Raw genomic sequence first — 15,746 nt, 5'->3', positions numbered from 1 at the left:
TTTTAAAGAGCATTCTGCGAGGGAACCTGAAGTTTCCCGGCAGCGCTGCGTTTTCAGCAGCAGAGAAGCGAGATTATGAACCGCGTTTCGCAGCTCGTCAACAACTTTCTGCACTACATCGTTGCGACTGCGGGGCCATCTTCCTGCGCCGTCGGGCTCGTGACTTCCGAACTCCAACAGCACCGCTTCCCTTCCTCCCGCGCCGCGTTTCCGTTAGCGCGAAAGAGGCGTGATTCTATGCATCCGCCGGCAATCGCGCAAGGGGTTTCGCAAAAAATATAAGGCGCCGCACGCTATCGCGTGCGGCGCCTTATATAGAAGCAGCCGAACCGTCAGGAAGCCGCGCGCACCTGGCGCGCGACGATCTCCATATAGTGGTCGAGATCCGGTGTCACCCTGCCTTCTTCCTTCGCCGCGTCGTCCCAGCGGCGCAGGCGCAGCGCGTCCTCCGCGAACGGACGCTGCAGGAACGCTGCCGCCTCCTCTTCACTGAAGATGCCACCCTGTAACGTCAGGCTGCGCACCGAGTCCGGCGACAAGCTCTCGAAGTAGCCGGCATCCGTGCGGCACAGGCACCGCTTCGCGTCGACGTGCAGCCGGATCGGCTCGAGCACCGCATCGTTGAACAGCGGCCGCAGGAACGGCAGCACATAATACTGATGCAGATCGTCGATCCCGCGCGCGCTCGGCGTCTCGCCCTGGCGATTCAGCAAATGGCCGAGGTCGTGCAGGAACGCCGCCGCGACCAGCGCTTCGTCCGCCCCGGACGCCTCCGCCAGCCATCCGCTCTGCAATGCATGCTCGAGCTGCGTGACCGGTTCGCCGCTATAGGCCACATGGCCATGCTCGCGATACAGCCCGTGGATCTCTTCCACCGTCAGCGCCATCCGTTTACTCCCAAGGCAGCGAAAACGTCTTCAGGTTCGTGAAACTCTTCATCGCCTCCTGGACGCCTTCCTTGTAGCCGAGCCCCGAATCCTTGACGCCGCCGAACGGCGACAGTTCGATCCGGTATCCCGGCACTTCCCACACGTTCACCGTGCCGACGTTCAGTTCGTTCACGAACCGCACGACGGCCGCCGTGCTGTCCGTACAGACACCCGACGACAGCCCGAACGCCGTCCCGTTGCTGATCCGGATCGCGTCGTCGATCGTGTCGAACGCGATGACGGGCGAGACGGGGCCGAAGGTCTCCTCGCGCACGATCGTCATCGACGGATCGACGTTGTCGAGCACGGTCGGCGCATACAGCGCGCCGCGCCGAACATTTCCGGTCAGCAGGCGCGCGCCCTGCGCGACCGCCTCGTTCACGCGCGCCTCGAACAGCCGTGCCGCCGCTTCGTCGATCACCGTGCCCATTTCGTTCTCGGGATCGAATGGATCGCCGTATTTCCATGCGCGCGTCTTCTCGACGAGCAATTCGGTGAACGCGGGCGCGATCGAGCGCTGCACCAGCATCCGCTTGACGGCCGTACAGCGCTGGCCCGAATTCCGGTACGAGCCGAGCACCGCGAGCGACGCCGCGCGGTCGAGATCGGCATCGGCGAGGACGATCAGCGGATCGTTGCCGCCCAGTTCCAGCACGATGCGCCGGTAACCGGCCCGTGCGGCAATCGCCTTGCCGATCGCGACGCCACCGGTGAACGTGATCAGCGACGCATGCGGATGCGTGACGAGTTCGTCCGCGAGCTCGGCCGGATTGCCGGTCAGCACCTGCAGCATCGGCTCCGGCAGCCCCGCTTCATATAACAGGTCGGCCAGATAGAACGCCGACAGCGGCACCTTCTCCGACGGCTTCACGATCACGCGATTGTTGGTCGCGATCGCCGGCGCGATCTTGTGCGCCACCTGGTTCATCGGATGATTGAACGGCGTGATCGCGACGATCACGCCGTCGAGCGGCTGCCGCTGCGAGAACACGCGCCGCGCCTTGCCGTGGGGCGTCAGGTCGCACGAGAAACTCTGCGCATCGTCGCGCAGCGCCTCGACCGCCGCGAACTTCAGCACATCGGCCACACGGCCGATCTCGTAGCGCGAATCCCGTTTCGACAGCCCCGACTCGAGCGTGATCAGGTCGGACGCTTCCTCGGTGCGCTCGCGCAGCAGCGCGCCCGCACGTTCGAGAATCTGCGAACGCTCGTAGCGCGTGAGCGTCGGCCGGTAGGCCATCGCGTAATCGAACGCCGCGCGCACGTCGTCGACACTGGCGAGCGGCGCGGTGCCGACGCGTGTTCCGGTGTACGGATCCGTGACGTCGAGCGTGCGCTCGCGCATCGCACGCGTGCCGCGCCAGCGCAATGCTTCCGCACGAAACGACGGATGATCCTGCCGCGGATGAGCCATCATGTCGCGATCCGGTTCAACACGAAATCGAACACGTCGAAGTTGCGCGGGCGACGTGCGGGATCGTCCCGCTCGATACGGCGATTGAACAGCAGCGGCACTTCCTGCTCGGACACGCCGCCATGCGAACGCAGCGGCACCGTGAGGCCCGACAGGTCGTGTTCGCGCTCGCGCGTGCCGAGCGTCATGTCACGGCGGCCGATCACGACGAGATCGCCGATCCGGTCGGCCGGCAGTTCGAAGCGCGCGGCGGCTTCCGCGTTGTCGAGCACGAGCTCGACGCCGTCGAGGCCGCCGACGCGCCACATCGCCTCGGCCCGGTCGACACCCGGCGCCAGGTAGATCGTCGCGAACGAACCGAGCGCACCGTGGTGCACGACGTACGGATCGGTGATCGGCAGGATCACGCGCGCAGCCTGCGCGCCGTACCAGCCGTCGAAGGCATCCTGCAGATAGATCACGTTCGGCCGGCCCGTCGCCGGATCGTGCTTCGCGTTCATCCCGTGGTCGGCCGTAAGGCCGATCGCCCAGCCGAGCGCGTCGAGCTGGGCGAGGTAGCCGTCCATCATCGCGTAGAACGCGTTCGCGCCGGCACTGCCCGGCGCGCACTTGTGCTGCACGTAGTCGGTGGTCGACAGATACATCAGGTCGACCTGGCGCGTCTGCGCGAGCCGTACGCCGGCCGCGAACACGAATTCGGACAATGCCGCGCTGTACACGTCCGGCGACGGCAGGCCGACCCAGTCGAGCACGTCGACGATCCCGTTTTCCGCGAGATTGGCCTGTGCGGCCTTCTCGGCCGAAAAGCAGATGCCGTTCAGCCGCCAGCCGAGCAGCCTGCGCAGCTTGTCCTTCGCGGTCACGACGGCCACCCGCGCGCCGACGTCGGCCGCCGCCGCGAGCAGCGTACCGGCCCGCAGATAGGCCGGGTCGTTCATCATGACTTCGGCGCCGCGCCCGCCGTCGGCGGCCGGGTCCCAGAAATAGTTGCCGCAGATGCCGTGGACCGACGGCGGCACGCCGCAGACGATCGACAGGTTGTTCGGGTTGGTGAAGGTCGGCACGACGCAATCGGCGCGCCAGGCCGTGCCCTCCGCGATCATCCGGCCGATGAACGGCGCGACGCCCGCTTCCACCGCGCGTTCGAGATAGTCGTACTCGCAGCCGTCGACACAGACGACGACGGTCGGCTCGATCGGCAACCGGTAGCACCGACCATTGACGTCGATCGTGCGTCCGGCGAGACCGGTCGACGCGCCGGCGGGCGACGCATCGCCGGGATGGCGCAACGCGAACGCGGCGTTCATGATGCCGCCCGCGAGCCGCGCGGCACGCGCGCGGCGATCAGCAGCAGCGCCGCGAGCGACGCGCCGAGCATCAGCAGCGACAGCGCCGACGCCGGCAGGTAATAGCCGCGCTCCACCTGGCCGATCACGACGATCGGCACGGTCGCGAAGCCGGGCGGATAAACCGTGAGCGTCGCGCCGAGCTCGCCGAGCGACAGCGCAAAACCGAGCGCGAGGCTCGCGCGCAGCGCCGGCACGAGTTGCGGCAGCAGCACGCGGCGCAGCACCATCGCGGGCGGCGCACCGAGGCTCGCGGCGGCTTCGCGCAACACGGTCAGCTCCGGACGCAACGCGGCGGCGGCGCAGCGATAGCAGAACGGCAGAATCAGCGCCAGTTGCACCAGCACGACGATCGCCGCCGAGCTCGACAGGTCGAGCGGCTTCTGGTGATACGCGATCAGCACCGCGAGCCCGAGCACGACGCTCGGTACGCCGTTCGGCACCATCACGAGCGCGTCGACGACCGCGCCGAGGCCGCGCCGGTCGCGCCCTTCGAGCGCGAGCGCCAGCCACAGCCCGAGGATCGTGCCGAGCGCCGATACGCCGAAGCCGATTTCGAGGCTCGTCAGCAGCGCGTCGTATTCCTGCGAGCCGAGCCGCTCGAACCAGCGCAGACTGTAGCCGGCCGGCAGGATCGTGCCCGACCACTGCGTCGACACGCTCGACAGCGCGACGACGATTACCGGCAGCACGAACAGCCAGAAGCATGCGAAGGCGGCCAGCGCGAGCGCGACGCGCGACGCATGCTTGAGCAGCGCGTCGGTCCAGCCGATCGGGTGGCGCGGCACGGCTTGCTCGATACGGAATTCAGCGGACATCGTTTCCTCCCGTCGCACGCCGGTTCACCCGGCGATAAACCGTATACAGCGCCAGCGACAGCGACAACATCACGACCGCGCCGGCCGATGCGGTCGGCAGATCGAGATCGACGGTCGCGCTGCTGTAGATGGCAACCGGCAACGTAACGAGCCGCGCACTGCCGAGCACGAGCAGAATCCCGAATTCGTTCAGCGTCAGCAGGAAGCACAACACGGTGCCGGCGGCGATACCCGGCCACGCGATCGGCAGCACGACGCGGCGCGCGAGCATCCAGCCGGGCGCGCCGAGGCTGCGCGCGGCTTCGATCAACCGCAGGTCGAGCGTCGCGAACGACGCGAGCGTCGGCCGCACGACGAACGGCGTGTAGAACACGGTCTGAGCAAGGATCACGCCGCCGATCCCGAACAGGAAGTCGAGCGGCGGGTTCTCGAGATGGAACAGGTGCTGCAGCGCGATGCTGATCGAGCCTTGCGAGCCGTACAGGAAGATCAGCGTGAACGCGACGAGGAACGACGGAAACGCGACGTACAGCTCCAGGAAGCGCGTGACGAGCGACGCGCCCGGGAACGGCCTGAAGAACAGCAGCGCAGCCAGCAGCACGCCGAGCACCGACGCGGTGCCAGCGCTCGCGAACAGGACGCCGAGTGTCGTCAGCAGCACGTTGCGCGTGTCGGGATTGCCGAAGAAGGTCCGGTACGCGGCGAAACTCAACCCGTGATCGCCCGAGACGCTCAGCAGCACGAGCTTCACCAGCGGATAGACGACGAGCGGGCCGAGCACGACGATCGCGAGCGCGGCCAGGTGCAGGTCGCCCATGCGCCTGCGACGCCGCGCGGCGGCGGCATGGGCGGCGGCCGACGCGAGCACGTGCGGCGGCAGGCCGGTTTCAGGGCTCGATAAGGACGACATCGTCTGCCTCGCAATGCAGGGACACGCGCGCACCGCGCTCGGGGGCTGCGCCGCGGCCGCGTTGCATCGTGACGCGCACGGGCTCGTCGGGCGCCGCGTCGATCACGACCGCGATCGACAGGTCCGCGCCCTGCCATTCGACCGACGACACGGTGCCGTGCAGGCCGCCCGCCGCGGGCGGCATCACCGTCAGCCGCTCGGGGCGCACGCATGCGACCTTGCCGCGCACCTCGTGGCGCGGATCGCCGAGCGGGAAGATCACGTGCGGCGGCAGCAGGTTCGCCGGGCCGAGATAGCGCGCGACGTAACCGTCGCGCGGCGCGTCGTACAACTGCTGCGGCGTGCCGAGCTGCGCGATGTGGCCGTCGCGCATCAGCAGCGCGCGGTCGGACAGCACGAGCGCGTCGTCGCGGTCGTGCGTCACGCAGACGACGGTCAGGTTCGGCAGGCGCTCGTGCAACGCCTTCAGTTCGCTGCGCACCGACGCACGCAGGTTGGCGTCGAGCGCCGACAGCGGCTCGTCGAGCAGCAGCACGTCGGGCTCGATCACGAGCGCGCGCGCCAGCGCGACGCGCTGCTGCATCCCGCCCGACAGTTGCGCGGGCAGATGGTGGCCGGCATCGCCGAGTTGCACGAGCTTGAGCGCATCGGCGACGCGGCGCGTCACTTCCGACGACGCCATGCCGCGTGCGCGCAGCCCGAATGCGACGTTCTCGAACACCGACAGGTGCGGGAACAGCGCGTAATTCTGGAACAGCAGACCGAGATTGCGCTTGTGCGGCGGCGCATAGGTCAGGTCGCGCCCGGCCACGGTCAGCGTGCCGGTCAGGCCGTCGGCCTTCACGAACCCGGCGATGAAGCGCAGCAGCGTCGTCTTGCCGCAGCCGCTCTTGCCGAGCACGGTCAGAAATTCACCGGCGCCGATCGACAGCGACAGATCGTCGAGCACCGTGCGTGCGCCGTAGCGCACGCTCAGGTGTTCGATCTGCACGCCGCCCGGCGCGCCGGACCGCAACGTCGCGTGCGGTTCGGCGGCGCCGAATGCGCCGGGATGGGTCAGGGTGGTTTCCACCGGGTTCATCCTCTTGCTTGCTGATACAGGCGGCGGGCGCCGATCACTTCGGCTTGACGACGTCGAGCTGCTTGCCCGAGCTGCCGATCACGTCCTTCTTCCAGCGCTCGATCCACACCGGCTTCTTCGCCATCACCTGGGTCCAGTCGACCGGAATCAGCTTCACGCCCGCGATCGCCTTCTTGACCGCTTCGCCGTTCTTGCCGGCCAGCGGCACGTCGGTGCGGCCCGGGATGCCGTACATGTCCGGTACCTTCGATTGCACTTCCGTCGACATCAGGTAGTCGATCAGCTTCCGGCCGGCGTCCTGGTTCGGGCCGCTCTTGATCAGGCCGATGCCGTACGGGAGCTGGAACGTGGTCGGCTGGTCGCCGTCCTTCGCGGCCAGGAAGATCGGCTTGACGGACAGCGCGCCGTGTTCGGCGTCGTCGAGGTCCATCTGCAGGTCGCCGTTCGCGACGCTGATCTCGTTACGCGACAGCAGCACGTTCAGGTAGCCCGTGCCCTTCGTGTGGAACTTCACGCTCTGCGACAGCTTCGCGAGGTAGTCGAAGGCCTTGTCCTCGCCCATCAGCGACGTCGTCAGGATCAGCACGGCCATCCCGTCGCCGGCCGTGGCCGGGTTCGAGTACGCGACCTTGCCGGCGTAGGCCGGCGCGAGCAGGTCGGCGAACGTCTTCGGCTGGTTCTTCACGACGTCCGGGTTGATCGCGAACGAGAAGTAGTTGTTCACGAAGGTCGCCCACGTGCCGTCCTCGGCCTTCGCGATGGCCGGCACGTTCTTGTAGTTCACGCTCTGGTACGGCTGCAGCAGGCCCATCTGGCCGGCTTGCTGGATGAACGGCGGCAGCGTGACGATCACGTCGGCCTTCGGGGAATTCTTCTCGATGTTCGCGCGGTTCACTACCTCGCCGCTGCCCGCCGTCACGATGTTGACCTTCACGCCTTCCTTCTTCTCGAAGGCCGGCAGCACATCGCGATAGAGGTTCTCGAGGCCGTCCGCCGTGTACAGCACGACCGCGTTCGCCGCATGCGCCGGCATCGCGGCGCCTTGCAGCAGACCGGCGGCGCAGGCGGCCAGCGCGAGCTTGCGGAACGCGCCGGCAGCGGCGCGCGAGGGTTTCTGCAGTGTCATCTCACTTCTCCGTAGGCGGAACACCAAACGGCCGGGGCACGATCCGGCTCTCCTGTCGTCTCCGGGCAGGCCGCCTGGCGGCCCGCCTCGCTACCGCGCTCAGGCTGGGTGCGGCGCGGCAACCGAAGGATCACAGCGTTCGATGACAAACCCGTGACGAATGCCACAATTTCCAAAAAATGACACATTTTGCCACTATCATGCAAGTCATTCAGAAATGCCGTCCCGCGTTTCATTCGCCCTTTGCCGGAGATAAAAACCATGCCCGACCCGATCCTGCTCACGCCCGGCCCGCTCACCACGTCCGCCACAACACGCCACGCAATGCAACATGACTGGGGGTCGTGGGACGCCGCTTTCAATCGACTGACGGCCAGCGTCTGTGCCGACCTCGTCGCCATCGCGGGCGGCGGCGATGCGTACGTGTGCGTGCCGATGCAGGGCAGCGGCACGTTCTCGGTCGAAGCCGCGCTCGGCACGCTGGTGCCGCGCGACGGCGTCGTGCTGGTCCCCGACAACGGCGCGTATTGCGCGCGCATCCTGAAGATTCTCGGCCGGCTCGGTATCGACGCGATCGCGTTGCCGTTCGGCGAAGACGCGGCCGTCGACGCAGCGGCCGTCGAAGCCGCGTTCGCCCGCGAGCCGCGCATCACGCACGTCGCGCTCGTGCACCTGGAAACGAGCGCCGGGATCCTGAATCCGCTCGATGCGATCGCGGCCGCGTGCCGGCGGCACGGCAAGCGACTGATCGTCGATGCGATGAGTTCGTTCGGCGCGCTGCCGATCGCGCTGGCGGACAGCGGCATCGACGCGCTGATCTCGGCCAGCGGCAAATGCCTCGAAGGCGTGCCGGGAATGGGGTTCGCGATCGTGCGGCGCGATGCGCTCGACGCGAGCGAAGGCAATTCGCCGTCGCTCGCGCTCGATCTGCACGATCAATACGCGTATCTGCGCAAGACGGGGCAATGGCGCTTCACGCCGCCGACGCACGTGATCGCCGCGTTGCGCGCCGCGCTCGACCAGTACCTCGCCGAAGGCGGCCAGCCGGCGCGCGGCGCACGCTATGCGGACAACTGCCGGACGCTGGTCGAATCGATGCGCGCGCTCGGCTTCGTGCCGTTCCTCGACGCCAGCGTGCAGGCGCCGGTGATCGTCACGTTCCACGCGCCCGACCATCCGGCCTACGATTTCCGCCGCTTCTACGACGCGGTGCGCGACGCGGGCTTCATCCTGTATCCGGGCAAGCTCACGCGCGTCGAGACGTTCCGCGTCGGCTGCATCGGCGCGATCGACGCGAACGATATCCGGCGTGCGGTCGCCGCCATCGCGGCCGCGGTCGAATCGCTCGGCATCGCGATGCAGCACGCATGAAAGTGCGTACGTGCCGGCCGCCCGCCGGCACGCGCAAATAAAAACGCCCGACGGCCGATCGGCCGCCGGGCGAACGCACCGAATGTGCGGGGAACCGGTCCTTACAACTCGATCCGCTTGATGTCGCCGACGACGAAGATGTACGACAGCGCGCCGACCAGCGCGATCACGCCGATGAACACGAGCGCGCCGACGAACGAGCCGGTCGACGCGACGATGAAGCCGACGACGAGCGGGGTGATGATGCCGGCGAGGTTCGCCGCGAAGTTGAAGATGCCGCCCGTCACGCCGAGCAGGCCGTCCGGCGCGATGTCCGACACGAGCGTCCAGCCGAGTGCGGCCATCCCCTGCGCGAAGAACGCGACCGACATGATCGCGATCACCGCTTCGTTGCTCTGCACGTAGTTCGCGAGAATGATCGTCGACGCGAGCAGCAGGCCCGCGATGATCGGCAGCTTGCGCGCGAGGTTCGCGGACTTGCCGCGGCGCAGCAGCCAGTCGGAGAAGACGCCGCCGAACATCACGCCGACCGACGCGGCGATGAACGGCATCACCGCGAAGAAGCCGATCTTCAGCCAGCCCATGTGACGCTCGGTTGCCAGATAGGTCGGGAACCAGGTCAGGAAGAACACGAGCGTCGAGTTGCCGGCGAACTGGCCGAGGCAGATGCCCGCGAGCTGGCGCTTCTTCAGCAGTTTGCCGGCCATTGCCCAGCTGAACTTCGGCTGTGCGGCCTTGCCGCTCTTGTCGTCGGTCTTGCGCGCGCCGTGCACGAGGCCGCCGCCCGCCTCGATATAGGCCAGCTCCGCCGCGTTCGCGCCCGGATGGTTGCGCGGCTCGTGGTAGAGCTTCCACCAGACGAGGCCAAACGCAATGCCGACCGCGCCCACGACCCAGAACAGCGAGCGCCAGCCGAACGCGCCCATCAGCGCGAACAGCACGGGGCTGAAGAACGCGAGGCCGATGTATTCGCCGACGGTATAGGTGCCCGTCGCCATCGCGCGCTCGTTCTGCGGGAACCACGTCGCGACGACGCGGCTGTTGGTCGGGAAGCACGGCGCCTCGGTGATGCCGAGGCCGAGGCGACACGCGAGCAGCGTCGCGACGCCCGGCACGAAGCCTTGCAGGAACGTGCACAACGACCACAGCGTCATCGACCAGTAGTAGGTGATCTTGCTGCCGAAGCGGTCGAGGAACAGGCCGCCGGGAACCTGCATCGCCACGTACGTCCACGAAAACGCGGAGAACATGATGCCCATCACGGCCGCGTTGATGCCGAGTTCCTTGGTGAGCTGCGGCGCAGCCACGCCCAGCACGGTGCGGTCGAGATAGTTGATCATCGTGCCGATCGCGAGCAGCGCGAGGATCTTGTAGCGCGCCGACGTGCGCCGGACCGTGCCGGCCGCCTGCGCCGGCGCGGCGCTCGTGTGGGTGGTGTGCTGCATGGTCGTCTCCTGGTCTCTTTCTGTGTCTGTAAGGGGTCAGCGCGCGACGAGCGACTGAAAGTGATCGAACATCCGCTCGGCGTCGGGCGTGCGCCCGGTGAAGATCTCGAATGCGTCGACGGCCTGGTACACGGCCATCCCGCCGCCCGGCAGCGTCGCGCAGCCGGCCGCGCGCGCGGCATGGATCAGCTCGGTTTCGAGCGGGAAATACACGATGTCGGCCACCCACATGCCCGCGTGGAGCAGTTCGGCCGGCAGCGGCAGGCCCGGATGCTTGACCATGCCGGTCGGCGTTGCGTGGATCAGGCCGGTCGCGGCGCGCATCGCGGCCGCGAGATCGCTACCCGGCGCGACCCGGGCCGCGGGGAAGCGCTGCTGCAATTCGCCCGCCAGCGCGGTGGCCCGCGTGCCGTCGACGTCGAAAATCGTCAGTTCGGCCGCGCCCATCTGCAGCGCCGCGTGCGCGACAGCCGCGCCCGCGCCGCCCGCGCCGAGCTGGACGACGCGTTCGAGCGACGCGCCGGGCAGCCCGCGGCGAAACGATTTCGCGAAGCCCGACCAGTCGGTGTTGTGGCCGATCCGCTTGCCGTCCTTGAACAGCACGGTGTTCACCGCGCCGAGCGCACGCGCGTCGTCCGACAGCGCGTCGAGATGCTCGATCACGCGCTGCTTGCACGGGTGCGTGATGTTCAGCCCGTTGTAGCCCATCCGCTGCGCGGCCTCGAGCAGCTGCGGCAGCGCGTCGACGTTCACGCCGAGCACGTCGAGATCGATGCGCCGGTACACGTAGCCAAAGCCCTGGCGGAATCCCTCTTCCTCGTGCATCGCGGGCGACAGCGAACCGCCGATGCCCTGGCCGATCAGGCCGATCAGAAACGACGGGCGGCTCATCGGGCGGCTCCCTGCGCGAACAGCGTCGCCAGGCGCTGCAGCGCGAACACGTAGCCTTCGGTGCCGCAGCCGCAGATCACGGCTTCGGCGATCGCCGACACATACGAGTGGTGGCGAAACGCCTCGCGGCGATGGACGTTCGAGATATGCACCTCGATCACCGGCTTCGCGATCGCGGACAGCGCGTCGGCCAGCGCCACCGACGTATGCGTATAGGCGGCCGGGTTGATCACGATGCCGTGCGTGTCGTGCCGCGCGGCATGCAGCCAGTCGATCAGTTGATGCTCGGCGTTCGACTGGCGGAACTCGATTTCCAATCCGAGCCCTTCCGCCGCCGTGCGGCAGCGCTGCTCGAGATCGGCGAGCGTTTCCGCGCCGTAGATGTGGGGCTCGCGCGTGCCCAGCAGATTCAGATTCGGGCCGTTCAGCACCAGCACCTTGTGCTTGCTCATGTGATTTTGCTCCAGAAACGGGGGCGAATCGTGAGCCGACTCCGCCCCCTGACGTCGAGATTTGGCGCTAGTGTGCGCTTGCGCAAGCGCAATGTCTTTTCGGGTTTTCGCCAATTTGTACCATCTAGTTAGTTTGTACAATATGCATCACTAGCCCAGTAAATTCGGGATATGGCGCCCGCGCCGAACTCAACGACTGGTTCATTCAGGGTCGGTTCGACCGGCGTCATGCCCCGCTCATCCGCAGGAATCGCCCATGCAGCGCTCGATCGCCACCGTGTCCCTGTCCGGCACGCTCGCCGAGAAGCTCGCCGCCATCCAGGCTGCGGGCTTCGATGGCGTCGAAATCTTCGAAAACGACCTCGTCTACTTCGACGGATCGCCGGCCGACGTCCGGCGCATGGCCGCCGACCTCGGCCTCGACATCGTGCTGTTCCAGCCGTTTCGCGACTTCGAGGGCGTGAGCGCGGCCCAGCTCGCGCGCAATCTCGACCGGATCAAACGCAAGTTCGACGTGATGCATGCGCTCGGCACCGACCGCATCCTCGTCTGCAGCAGCGTGTCGGCCGATACGATCGCCGACGACGGATTGCTCGTCGACCAGCTCGGCGCGCTCGCCGAGGCCGCGCGGCAGGCCGGCGTGGTGGCCGCGTACGAAGCGCTCGCGTGGGGCCGCGTCGTGAAACGGTACGGCCACGCGTGGCAACTGGTGAATGCGGTGAACAGCCCGCACCTCGGCCTCGCGCTCGACAGCTTCCACACGCTGTCGCTCGACGATTCGCCGGACGCGATCGCCGACATCCCCGGCGACCGGATCGCGTTCGTGCAGATCGCCGACGCGCCGAAGCTCGCGATGGACGTACTCGAATGGAGCCGCCACTACCGCTCGTTCCCGGGCCAGGGCGACTTCGACCTGGCGCGCTTCACCGCGCGCGTGATCGAGTCGGGCTATACGGGGCCGCTGTCGCTCGAGATCTTCAACGACGGTTTCCGCGCGGCGCCGACCGCGCTCACGGCCGCGGACGGCCATCGCTCGCTGCTCTACCTGGAAGACCTGACGCGCGCGCGGCTCGCACGGGAGGGTCGCGCGCCGGCCGCCGGCCAGCCGCTGTTCGCACCGCCCGCGCCGCCGGCACACGTCGGGTTCCAGTTCATCGAATTCGCGGTCGACGCGCAGGCGGCGGCGACCGTCGGCGAATGGCTCGGCCGGATGCGCTTCCGGCTCGCCGGCCGGCATCGCTCGAAGGACGTGACGCTGTTCCAGCACGGCGCCGCATCGATCGTGCTGAACGCCGAGCGCGACTCGTTCGCCGATGCGTTCTTCCAGCAGCACGGGCTGTCGCTGTGCGCGTCCGCGTTCCGCGTCGACGACGCCAAAGTGGCGTTCGAACGCGCGGCCGGCTTCGGCTACGCGCCGTTCTCGGGCCGGGTCGGGCCGAACGAACGCGTGCTGCCGAGCGTGAAGGCGCCGGACGGCAGCCTCGAATATTTCGTCGACGAAGCGCCGGATGCGCCGACGCTGTATGAATCGGACTTCGTGCTGACCGACATCGACGGTCCGAGCGAAGTCGGCCCGCTGACGGGCATCGACCACGTGTGCCTCGCGCTGCCGGCCGACGCACTCGACACGTGGATCCTGTTCTTCAAGACGGCGTTCGGCTTCGAAGCCGAGCGCAGCTGGCTCGTGCCCGACCCGTACGGGCTGATGCGCAGCCGCGCGGTGCGCAGCGCCGACGGCTCGGTACGGATCGCGCTGAACGCGTCGGTCGACCGTCACACGGCCGTCGCCGAATCGCTCGACCGCTACCACGGCACCGGGCTGAACCACGTCGCGTTCCGCACCGACGACATCGTGAAGACGGTCGCCGCGTTCGCGGCCGACGGCGTGCCGTTCCTGCGCATTCCGGCCAACTACTACGACGATCTCGCCGCGCGTTACGCGCTGCCGGACGAACTGATCGACACGCTGAGCTCGCACCACCTGCTCTACGACCGCGACGAGCACGGCGGCGAATTCCTGCATGCGTATACGGAACTGGTCGACAACCGCTTCTCGCTCGAGATCGTCGAGCGGCGCGGCGGGTACGACGGCTACGGCGCCGCGAACGCGGCCGTGCGGCTCGCCGCGCAGGCGCAGCGCAGGAAATAAGGAACGGACGCGAACCGGCATTTGGGGGCCGGACCGCGTTCGCACGTCGGCAGTCGAGCGGACGGGCGCCGCTCGCCCGCGCCATCGCGGCAAAGCGCGGCCAAGGGCCGGCCGGCGCGGCCGGCCCGCGCTCATGCCGGAAGCCGCGCGTCGTCCGACGTTACATCCAGTAACCCACGCCGCAGTGCAGCATTGCGTCGCCCGCCACGGTTTTAAGAATCGCTTAAGTCTTCGACGGCACCATCCGCAACCAGTACCCGATGGTTATCTTGAAAAGGAGGAAAGCGATGAGCGCCGTAGAAGCACCCGCGGGCCGCCCGGCCGCGCCCCCTGCAAAGAAGACGATGCTGCGCCGCCTGCTCAGTCATCATGAAATCGCGACGTTGCTCGTGCTGCTGCATGCACCGATCGGCGCGAACGCCAAACCCGAATTGCCCGCGCTGCAGGAAGCCGGCCTCGTCGAAATGGTCAAGCTCGACCCCGATACGGCCCCGAGCTTCCGGCTGACCGAAGACGGCACGGCCGTCCTGAAAGGGCTCGGCTACCGCTGAGCCGCCGCTTTCCCCCTTCCCTTCGTTTCCCGCCCGCCCCCGAGCCCCGCGACCCGCCGGCCACGCCGGCGAGTGGCGTCACCCCGCACGTTCCTGCAGCATCAGCCGGTATTCCGTCGGCGTCACGCCGACCGTCGCCTTGAACTGGCGCGTGAACGCGCTGTGATCCGTGTAGCCGCATAGCGCGGCCACGTCGGTCACCTTGTCGTGGGTGACCAGCAGCGCGGTGGCCGCGTCGAGCCGCGTCTTCAGCAGCACCTGGCGCGGCGTCAGGTGGAACACCTTGTGGAAGTAGCGTTCGAGCTGCGCGACCGACATCCCGGCCATCTGCGCGAGCTGCTTCAGGTTCAGCGGCTGCACGTAGTGATCCTGGATGTGCTGGACCACATCGGCGAGCCGGCTGTACGCCGGGTGCGATCCCTCGTGCGCCTTCAGGTCGCGCGAGATGCCCGCGAGGCCGACCACCCGGCCCGCGGCGTCGCGCAGCGGCTCCTTGCAGGTCAGGCACCAGCCCGGCTGGCGGCCCGGATACAGGTGCAGCTCGAGCTGGTCCATCAACTGCTGGCCGGCATTGATCGTCGCCATGTCCTGTTCGAAGTAACTCCGGCCGAAGCGGCGCGGAAACACCTCGTCGGCCGTCTTGCCGAGCAGGTCGCGCTTGTCCTTGTAACCGCAGCGCATCGCCAGCGTGCGATTGACGAGCGCGTAGCGGCCGCTCGCATCCTTCACGAAGAACGCGACATCCGGCAGCGCATCGAATACCGGTTCGAGCAGGCGGAAATGCGCGAGCATCGCACTGAGATCGGCGTTGTCGGGCTGGTGGCGCAACGTATCGGACAGGCTCATGGGCGGTACGGCAAGCAAGGTCGTCATCCCGGCAACCGCGAAGCGAGTGGCAGATGGCGTCGATTATAGGAGCGCCCCTTCGATCGCGTCGCGCCGAACGCGGGGCAGGCAAGACGGCGGCCGGTTGCGTCGTGTGTCCCGGCCGGTTGCATCGGTCAGCGGGACAGGTTGCGCGCGCAACCACTACTACGCCATTACGCGGCAGGTGTGCGGCCGGCAGCCGTTCCCGCCGCTACCGCCGCCGCAGCGCATCGACACGCCGGCGCCACGCTCCCGAATCCGTCATCCTAAAAATGCCGACGACCCGCGTCTTGGCGGGTTTGCGCATTCGTCATGACGATTTCGGCATATATCAGCGTTATCGACGATATGCCGATATCGTCGCCAGCCACGCATCGAACGCGCAAGACGCACGCA

At 67.7% G+C, this 15,746-nt stretch carries 14 protein-coding genes and 1 pseudogene; 4 read left to right on the top strand and 11 right to left on the bottom strand.

Going from position 1 to position 15,746, the window contains the following annotated elements; genetic code table 11:
- A pseudogene (locus WT53_RS33980) lies at positions 1-233 on the top strand (hypothetical protein); the annotation flags it as partial.
- Between the two features lie 99 nt (positions 234-332).
- On the opposite strand, the gene WT53_RS12825 reads toward WT53_RS33980, so the two are convergent.
- The 7 genes from WT53_RS12825 to phnS are packed head-to-tail and all read right to left on the bottom strand — an operon-like array spanning position 333 to position 7,624.
- Entirely contained in the window at positions 333-887 is a 555-nt protein-coding gene (locus WT53_RS12825; protein WP_060260137.1) for a phosphonate degradation HD-domain oxygenase, read from the bottom strand.
- 4 nt (positions 888-891) lie between these two features.
- Positions 892-2,346 (bottom strand): phosphonoacetaldehyde dehydrogenase, encoded by a 1,455-nt coding sequence (phnY, locus tag WT53_RS12820; protein ID WP_060260133.1) that lies wholly within the window; start codon positions 2,344-2,346, stop codon positions 892-894.
- Complete coding sequence (gene phnA, locus WT53_RS12815; RefSeq protein ID WP_059821779.1) at positions 2,343-3,650, bottom strand: phosphonoacetate hydrolase; 1,308 nt, start codon at positions 3,648-3,650, stop codon at positions 2,343-2,345. Before phnA ends, phnY begins: the two co-directional genes overlap by 4 nt.
- Entirely contained in the window at positions 3,647-4,507 is an 861-nt protein-coding gene (phnV, locus tag WT53_RS12810; protein WP_060260129.1) for a 2-aminoethylphosphonate ABC transport system, membrane component PhnV, read from the bottom strand. Before phnV ends, phnA begins: the two co-directional genes overlap by 4 nt.
- Entirely contained in the window at positions 4,497-5,417 is a 921-nt protein-coding gene (phnU, locus tag WT53_RS12805) for a 2-aminoethylphosphonate ABC transporter permease subunit (RefSeq protein ID WP_034206098.1), read from the bottom strand. Before phnU ends, phnV begins: the two co-directional genes overlap by 11 nt.
- Positions 5,395-6,498 carry a 2-aminoethylphosphonate ABC transport system ATP-binding subunit PhnT gene (gene phnT, locus WT53_RS12800; RefSeq protein WP_034206097.1) on the bottom strand — a complete coding sequence of 368 codons (1,104 nt, stop codon included), beginning with the start codon at positions 6,496-6,498 and terminating at the stop codon, positions 5,395-5,397. The genes phnU and phnT overlap by 23 nt, the downstream gene beginning before the upstream one ends.
- A gap of 34 nt (positions 6,499-6,532) precedes the next feature.
- A complete protein-coding gene (gene phnS / locus WT53_RS12795) occupies positions 6,533-7,624 on the bottom strand; it encodes a 2-aminoethylphosphonate ABC transporter substrate-binding protein (protein WP_059499355.1) in 1,092 nt (363 codons plus the stop codon).
- 261 nt (positions 7,625-7,885) lie between these two features.
- Between phnS and WT53_RS12790 the strand changes: the two genes are divergently transcribed.
- On the top strand, positions 7,886-8,995 hold the full coding sequence (locus tag WT53_RS12790; protein WP_059780019.1) for a 2-aminoethylphosphonate--pyruvate transaminase: 1,110 nt from the start codon (positions 7,886-7,888) through the stop codon (positions 8,993-8,995).
- Between the two features lie 101 nt (positions 8,996-9,096).
- Here WT53_RS12790 and WT53_RS12785 read toward each other — a convergent pair whose 3' ends face one another.
- From WT53_RS12785 to aroQ, 3 genes are read right to left on the bottom strand one after another with little or no spacing between them, the layout of a single operon-like run.
- A complete protein-coding gene (locus WT53_RS12785; RefSeq protein ID WP_034206094.1) occupies positions 9,097-10,440 on the bottom strand; it encodes an MFS transporter in 1,344 nt (447 codons plus the stop codon).
- Between the two features lie 36 nt (positions 10,441-10,476).
- Complete coding sequence (locus WT53_RS12780; RefSeq protein WP_059821783.1) at positions 10,477-11,331, bottom strand: shikimate dehydrogenase; 855 nt, start codon at positions 11,329-11,331, stop codon at positions 10,477-10,479.
- The gene (aroQ, locus tag WT53_RS12775) at positions 11,328-11,783 is read right to left on the bottom strand and encodes a type II 3-dehydroquinate dehydratase (protein ID WP_027781502.1); all 456 of its coding nucleotides are present in this window, start codon (positions 11,781-11,783) and stop codon (positions 11,328-11,330) included. The genes WT53_RS12780 and aroQ overlap by 4 nt, the downstream gene beginning before the upstream one ends.
- 256 nt (positions 11,784-12,039) lie before the next feature.
- On the opposite strand from aroQ, the gene WT53_RS12770 reads away from it, so the two are divergent.
- Entirely contained in the window at positions 12,040-13,932 is a 1,893-nt protein-coding gene (locus WT53_RS12770) for a bifunctional sugar phosphate isomerase/epimerase/4-hydroxyphenylpyruvate dioxygenase family protein (RefSeq protein ID WP_059780021.1), read from the top strand.
- A gap of 287 nt (positions 13,933-14,219) precedes the next feature.
- Positions 14,220-14,483 carry a hypothetical protein gene (locus WT53_RS12765; protein ID WP_006489463.1) on the top strand — a complete coding sequence of 88 codons (264 nt, stop codon included), beginning with the start codon at positions 14,220-14,222 and terminating at the stop codon, positions 14,481-14,483.
- Between the two features lie 78 nt (positions 14,484-14,561).
- Here WT53_RS12765 and WT53_RS12760 read toward each other — a convergent pair whose 3' ends face one another.
- Positions 14,562-15,356, bottom strand: coding sequence for an AraC family transcriptional regulator (locus WT53_RS12760; RefSeq protein ID WP_034206091.1), 795 nt, complete (start codon positions 15,354-15,356; stop codon positions 14,562-14,564).
- Between the last annotated feature and the right edge of the window lie 390 nt (positions 15,357-15,746).

The organism is Burkholderia sp. MSMB2157WGS, assembly GCF_001532755.1.
Classification (GTDB): Bacteria; Pseudomonadota; Gammaproteobacteria; order Burkholderiales; family Burkholderiaceae; genus Burkholderia.
The sequence above is the reverse complement of the archived record's forward strand: the minus strand, read 5'-3'. Positions and strand labels throughout refer to the sequence as shown.

Bases quoted from the DNA above. Each gene is read 5' to 3' on its own strand.
- phnV (WP_060260129.1), bottom strand. From the start codon at position 4,507: ATGTCCGCTGAATTCCGTATCGAGCAAGCCGTGCCGCGCCACCCGATC.
- phnA (WP_059821779.1), bottom strand. From the start codon at position 3,650: ATGAACGCCGCGTTCGCGTTGCGCCATCCCGGCGATGCGTCGCCCGCC.
- phnY (WP_060260133.1), bottom strand. From the start codon at position 2,346: ATGATGGCTCATCCGCGGCAGGATCATCCGTCGTTTCGTGCGGAAGCA.
- phnS (WP_059499355.1), bottom strand. From the start codon at position 7,624: ATGACACTGCAGAAACCCTCGCGCGCCGCTGCCGGCGCGTTCCGCAAG.
- WT53_RS12765 (WP_006489463.1), top strand. From the start codon at position 14,220: ATGAGCGCCGTAGAAGCACCCGCGGGCCGCCCGGCCGCGCCCCCTGCA.
- phnU (WP_034206098.1), bottom strand. From the start codon at position 5,417: ATGTCGTCCTTATCGAGCCCTGAAACCGGCCTGCCGCCGCACGTGCTC.
- WT53_RS12785 (WP_034206094.1), bottom strand. From the start codon at position 10,440: ATGCAGCACACCACCCACACGAGCGCCGCGCCGGCGCAGGCGGCCGGC.
- WT53_RS12780 (WP_059821783.1), bottom strand. From the start codon at position 11,331: ATGAGCCGCCCGTCGTTTCTGATCGGCCTGATCGGCCAGGGCATCGGC.
- WT53_RS12825 (WP_060260137.1), bottom strand. From the start codon at position 887: ATGGCGCTGACGGTGGAAGAGATCCACGGGCTGTATCGCGAGCATGGC.
- WT53_RS12790 (WP_059780019.1), top strand. From the start codon at position 7,886: ATGCCCGACCCGATCCTGCTCACGCCCGGCCCGCTCACCACGTCCGCC.
- aroQ (WP_027781502.1), bottom strand. From the start codon at position 11,783: ATGAGCAAGCACAAGGTGCTGGTGCTGAACGGCCCGAATCTGAATCTG.
- WT53_RS12760 (WP_034206091.1), bottom strand. From the start codon at position 15,356: ATGACGACCTTGCTTGCCGTACCGCCCATGAGCCTGTCCGATACGTTG.
- phnT (WP_034206097.1), bottom strand. From the start codon at position 6,498: ATGAACCCGGTGGAAACCACCCTGACCCATCCCGGCGCATTCGGCGCC.
- WT53_RS12770 (WP_059780021.1), top strand. From the start codon at position 12,040: ATGCAGCGCTCGATCGCCACCGTGTCCCTGTCCGGCACGCTCGCCGAG.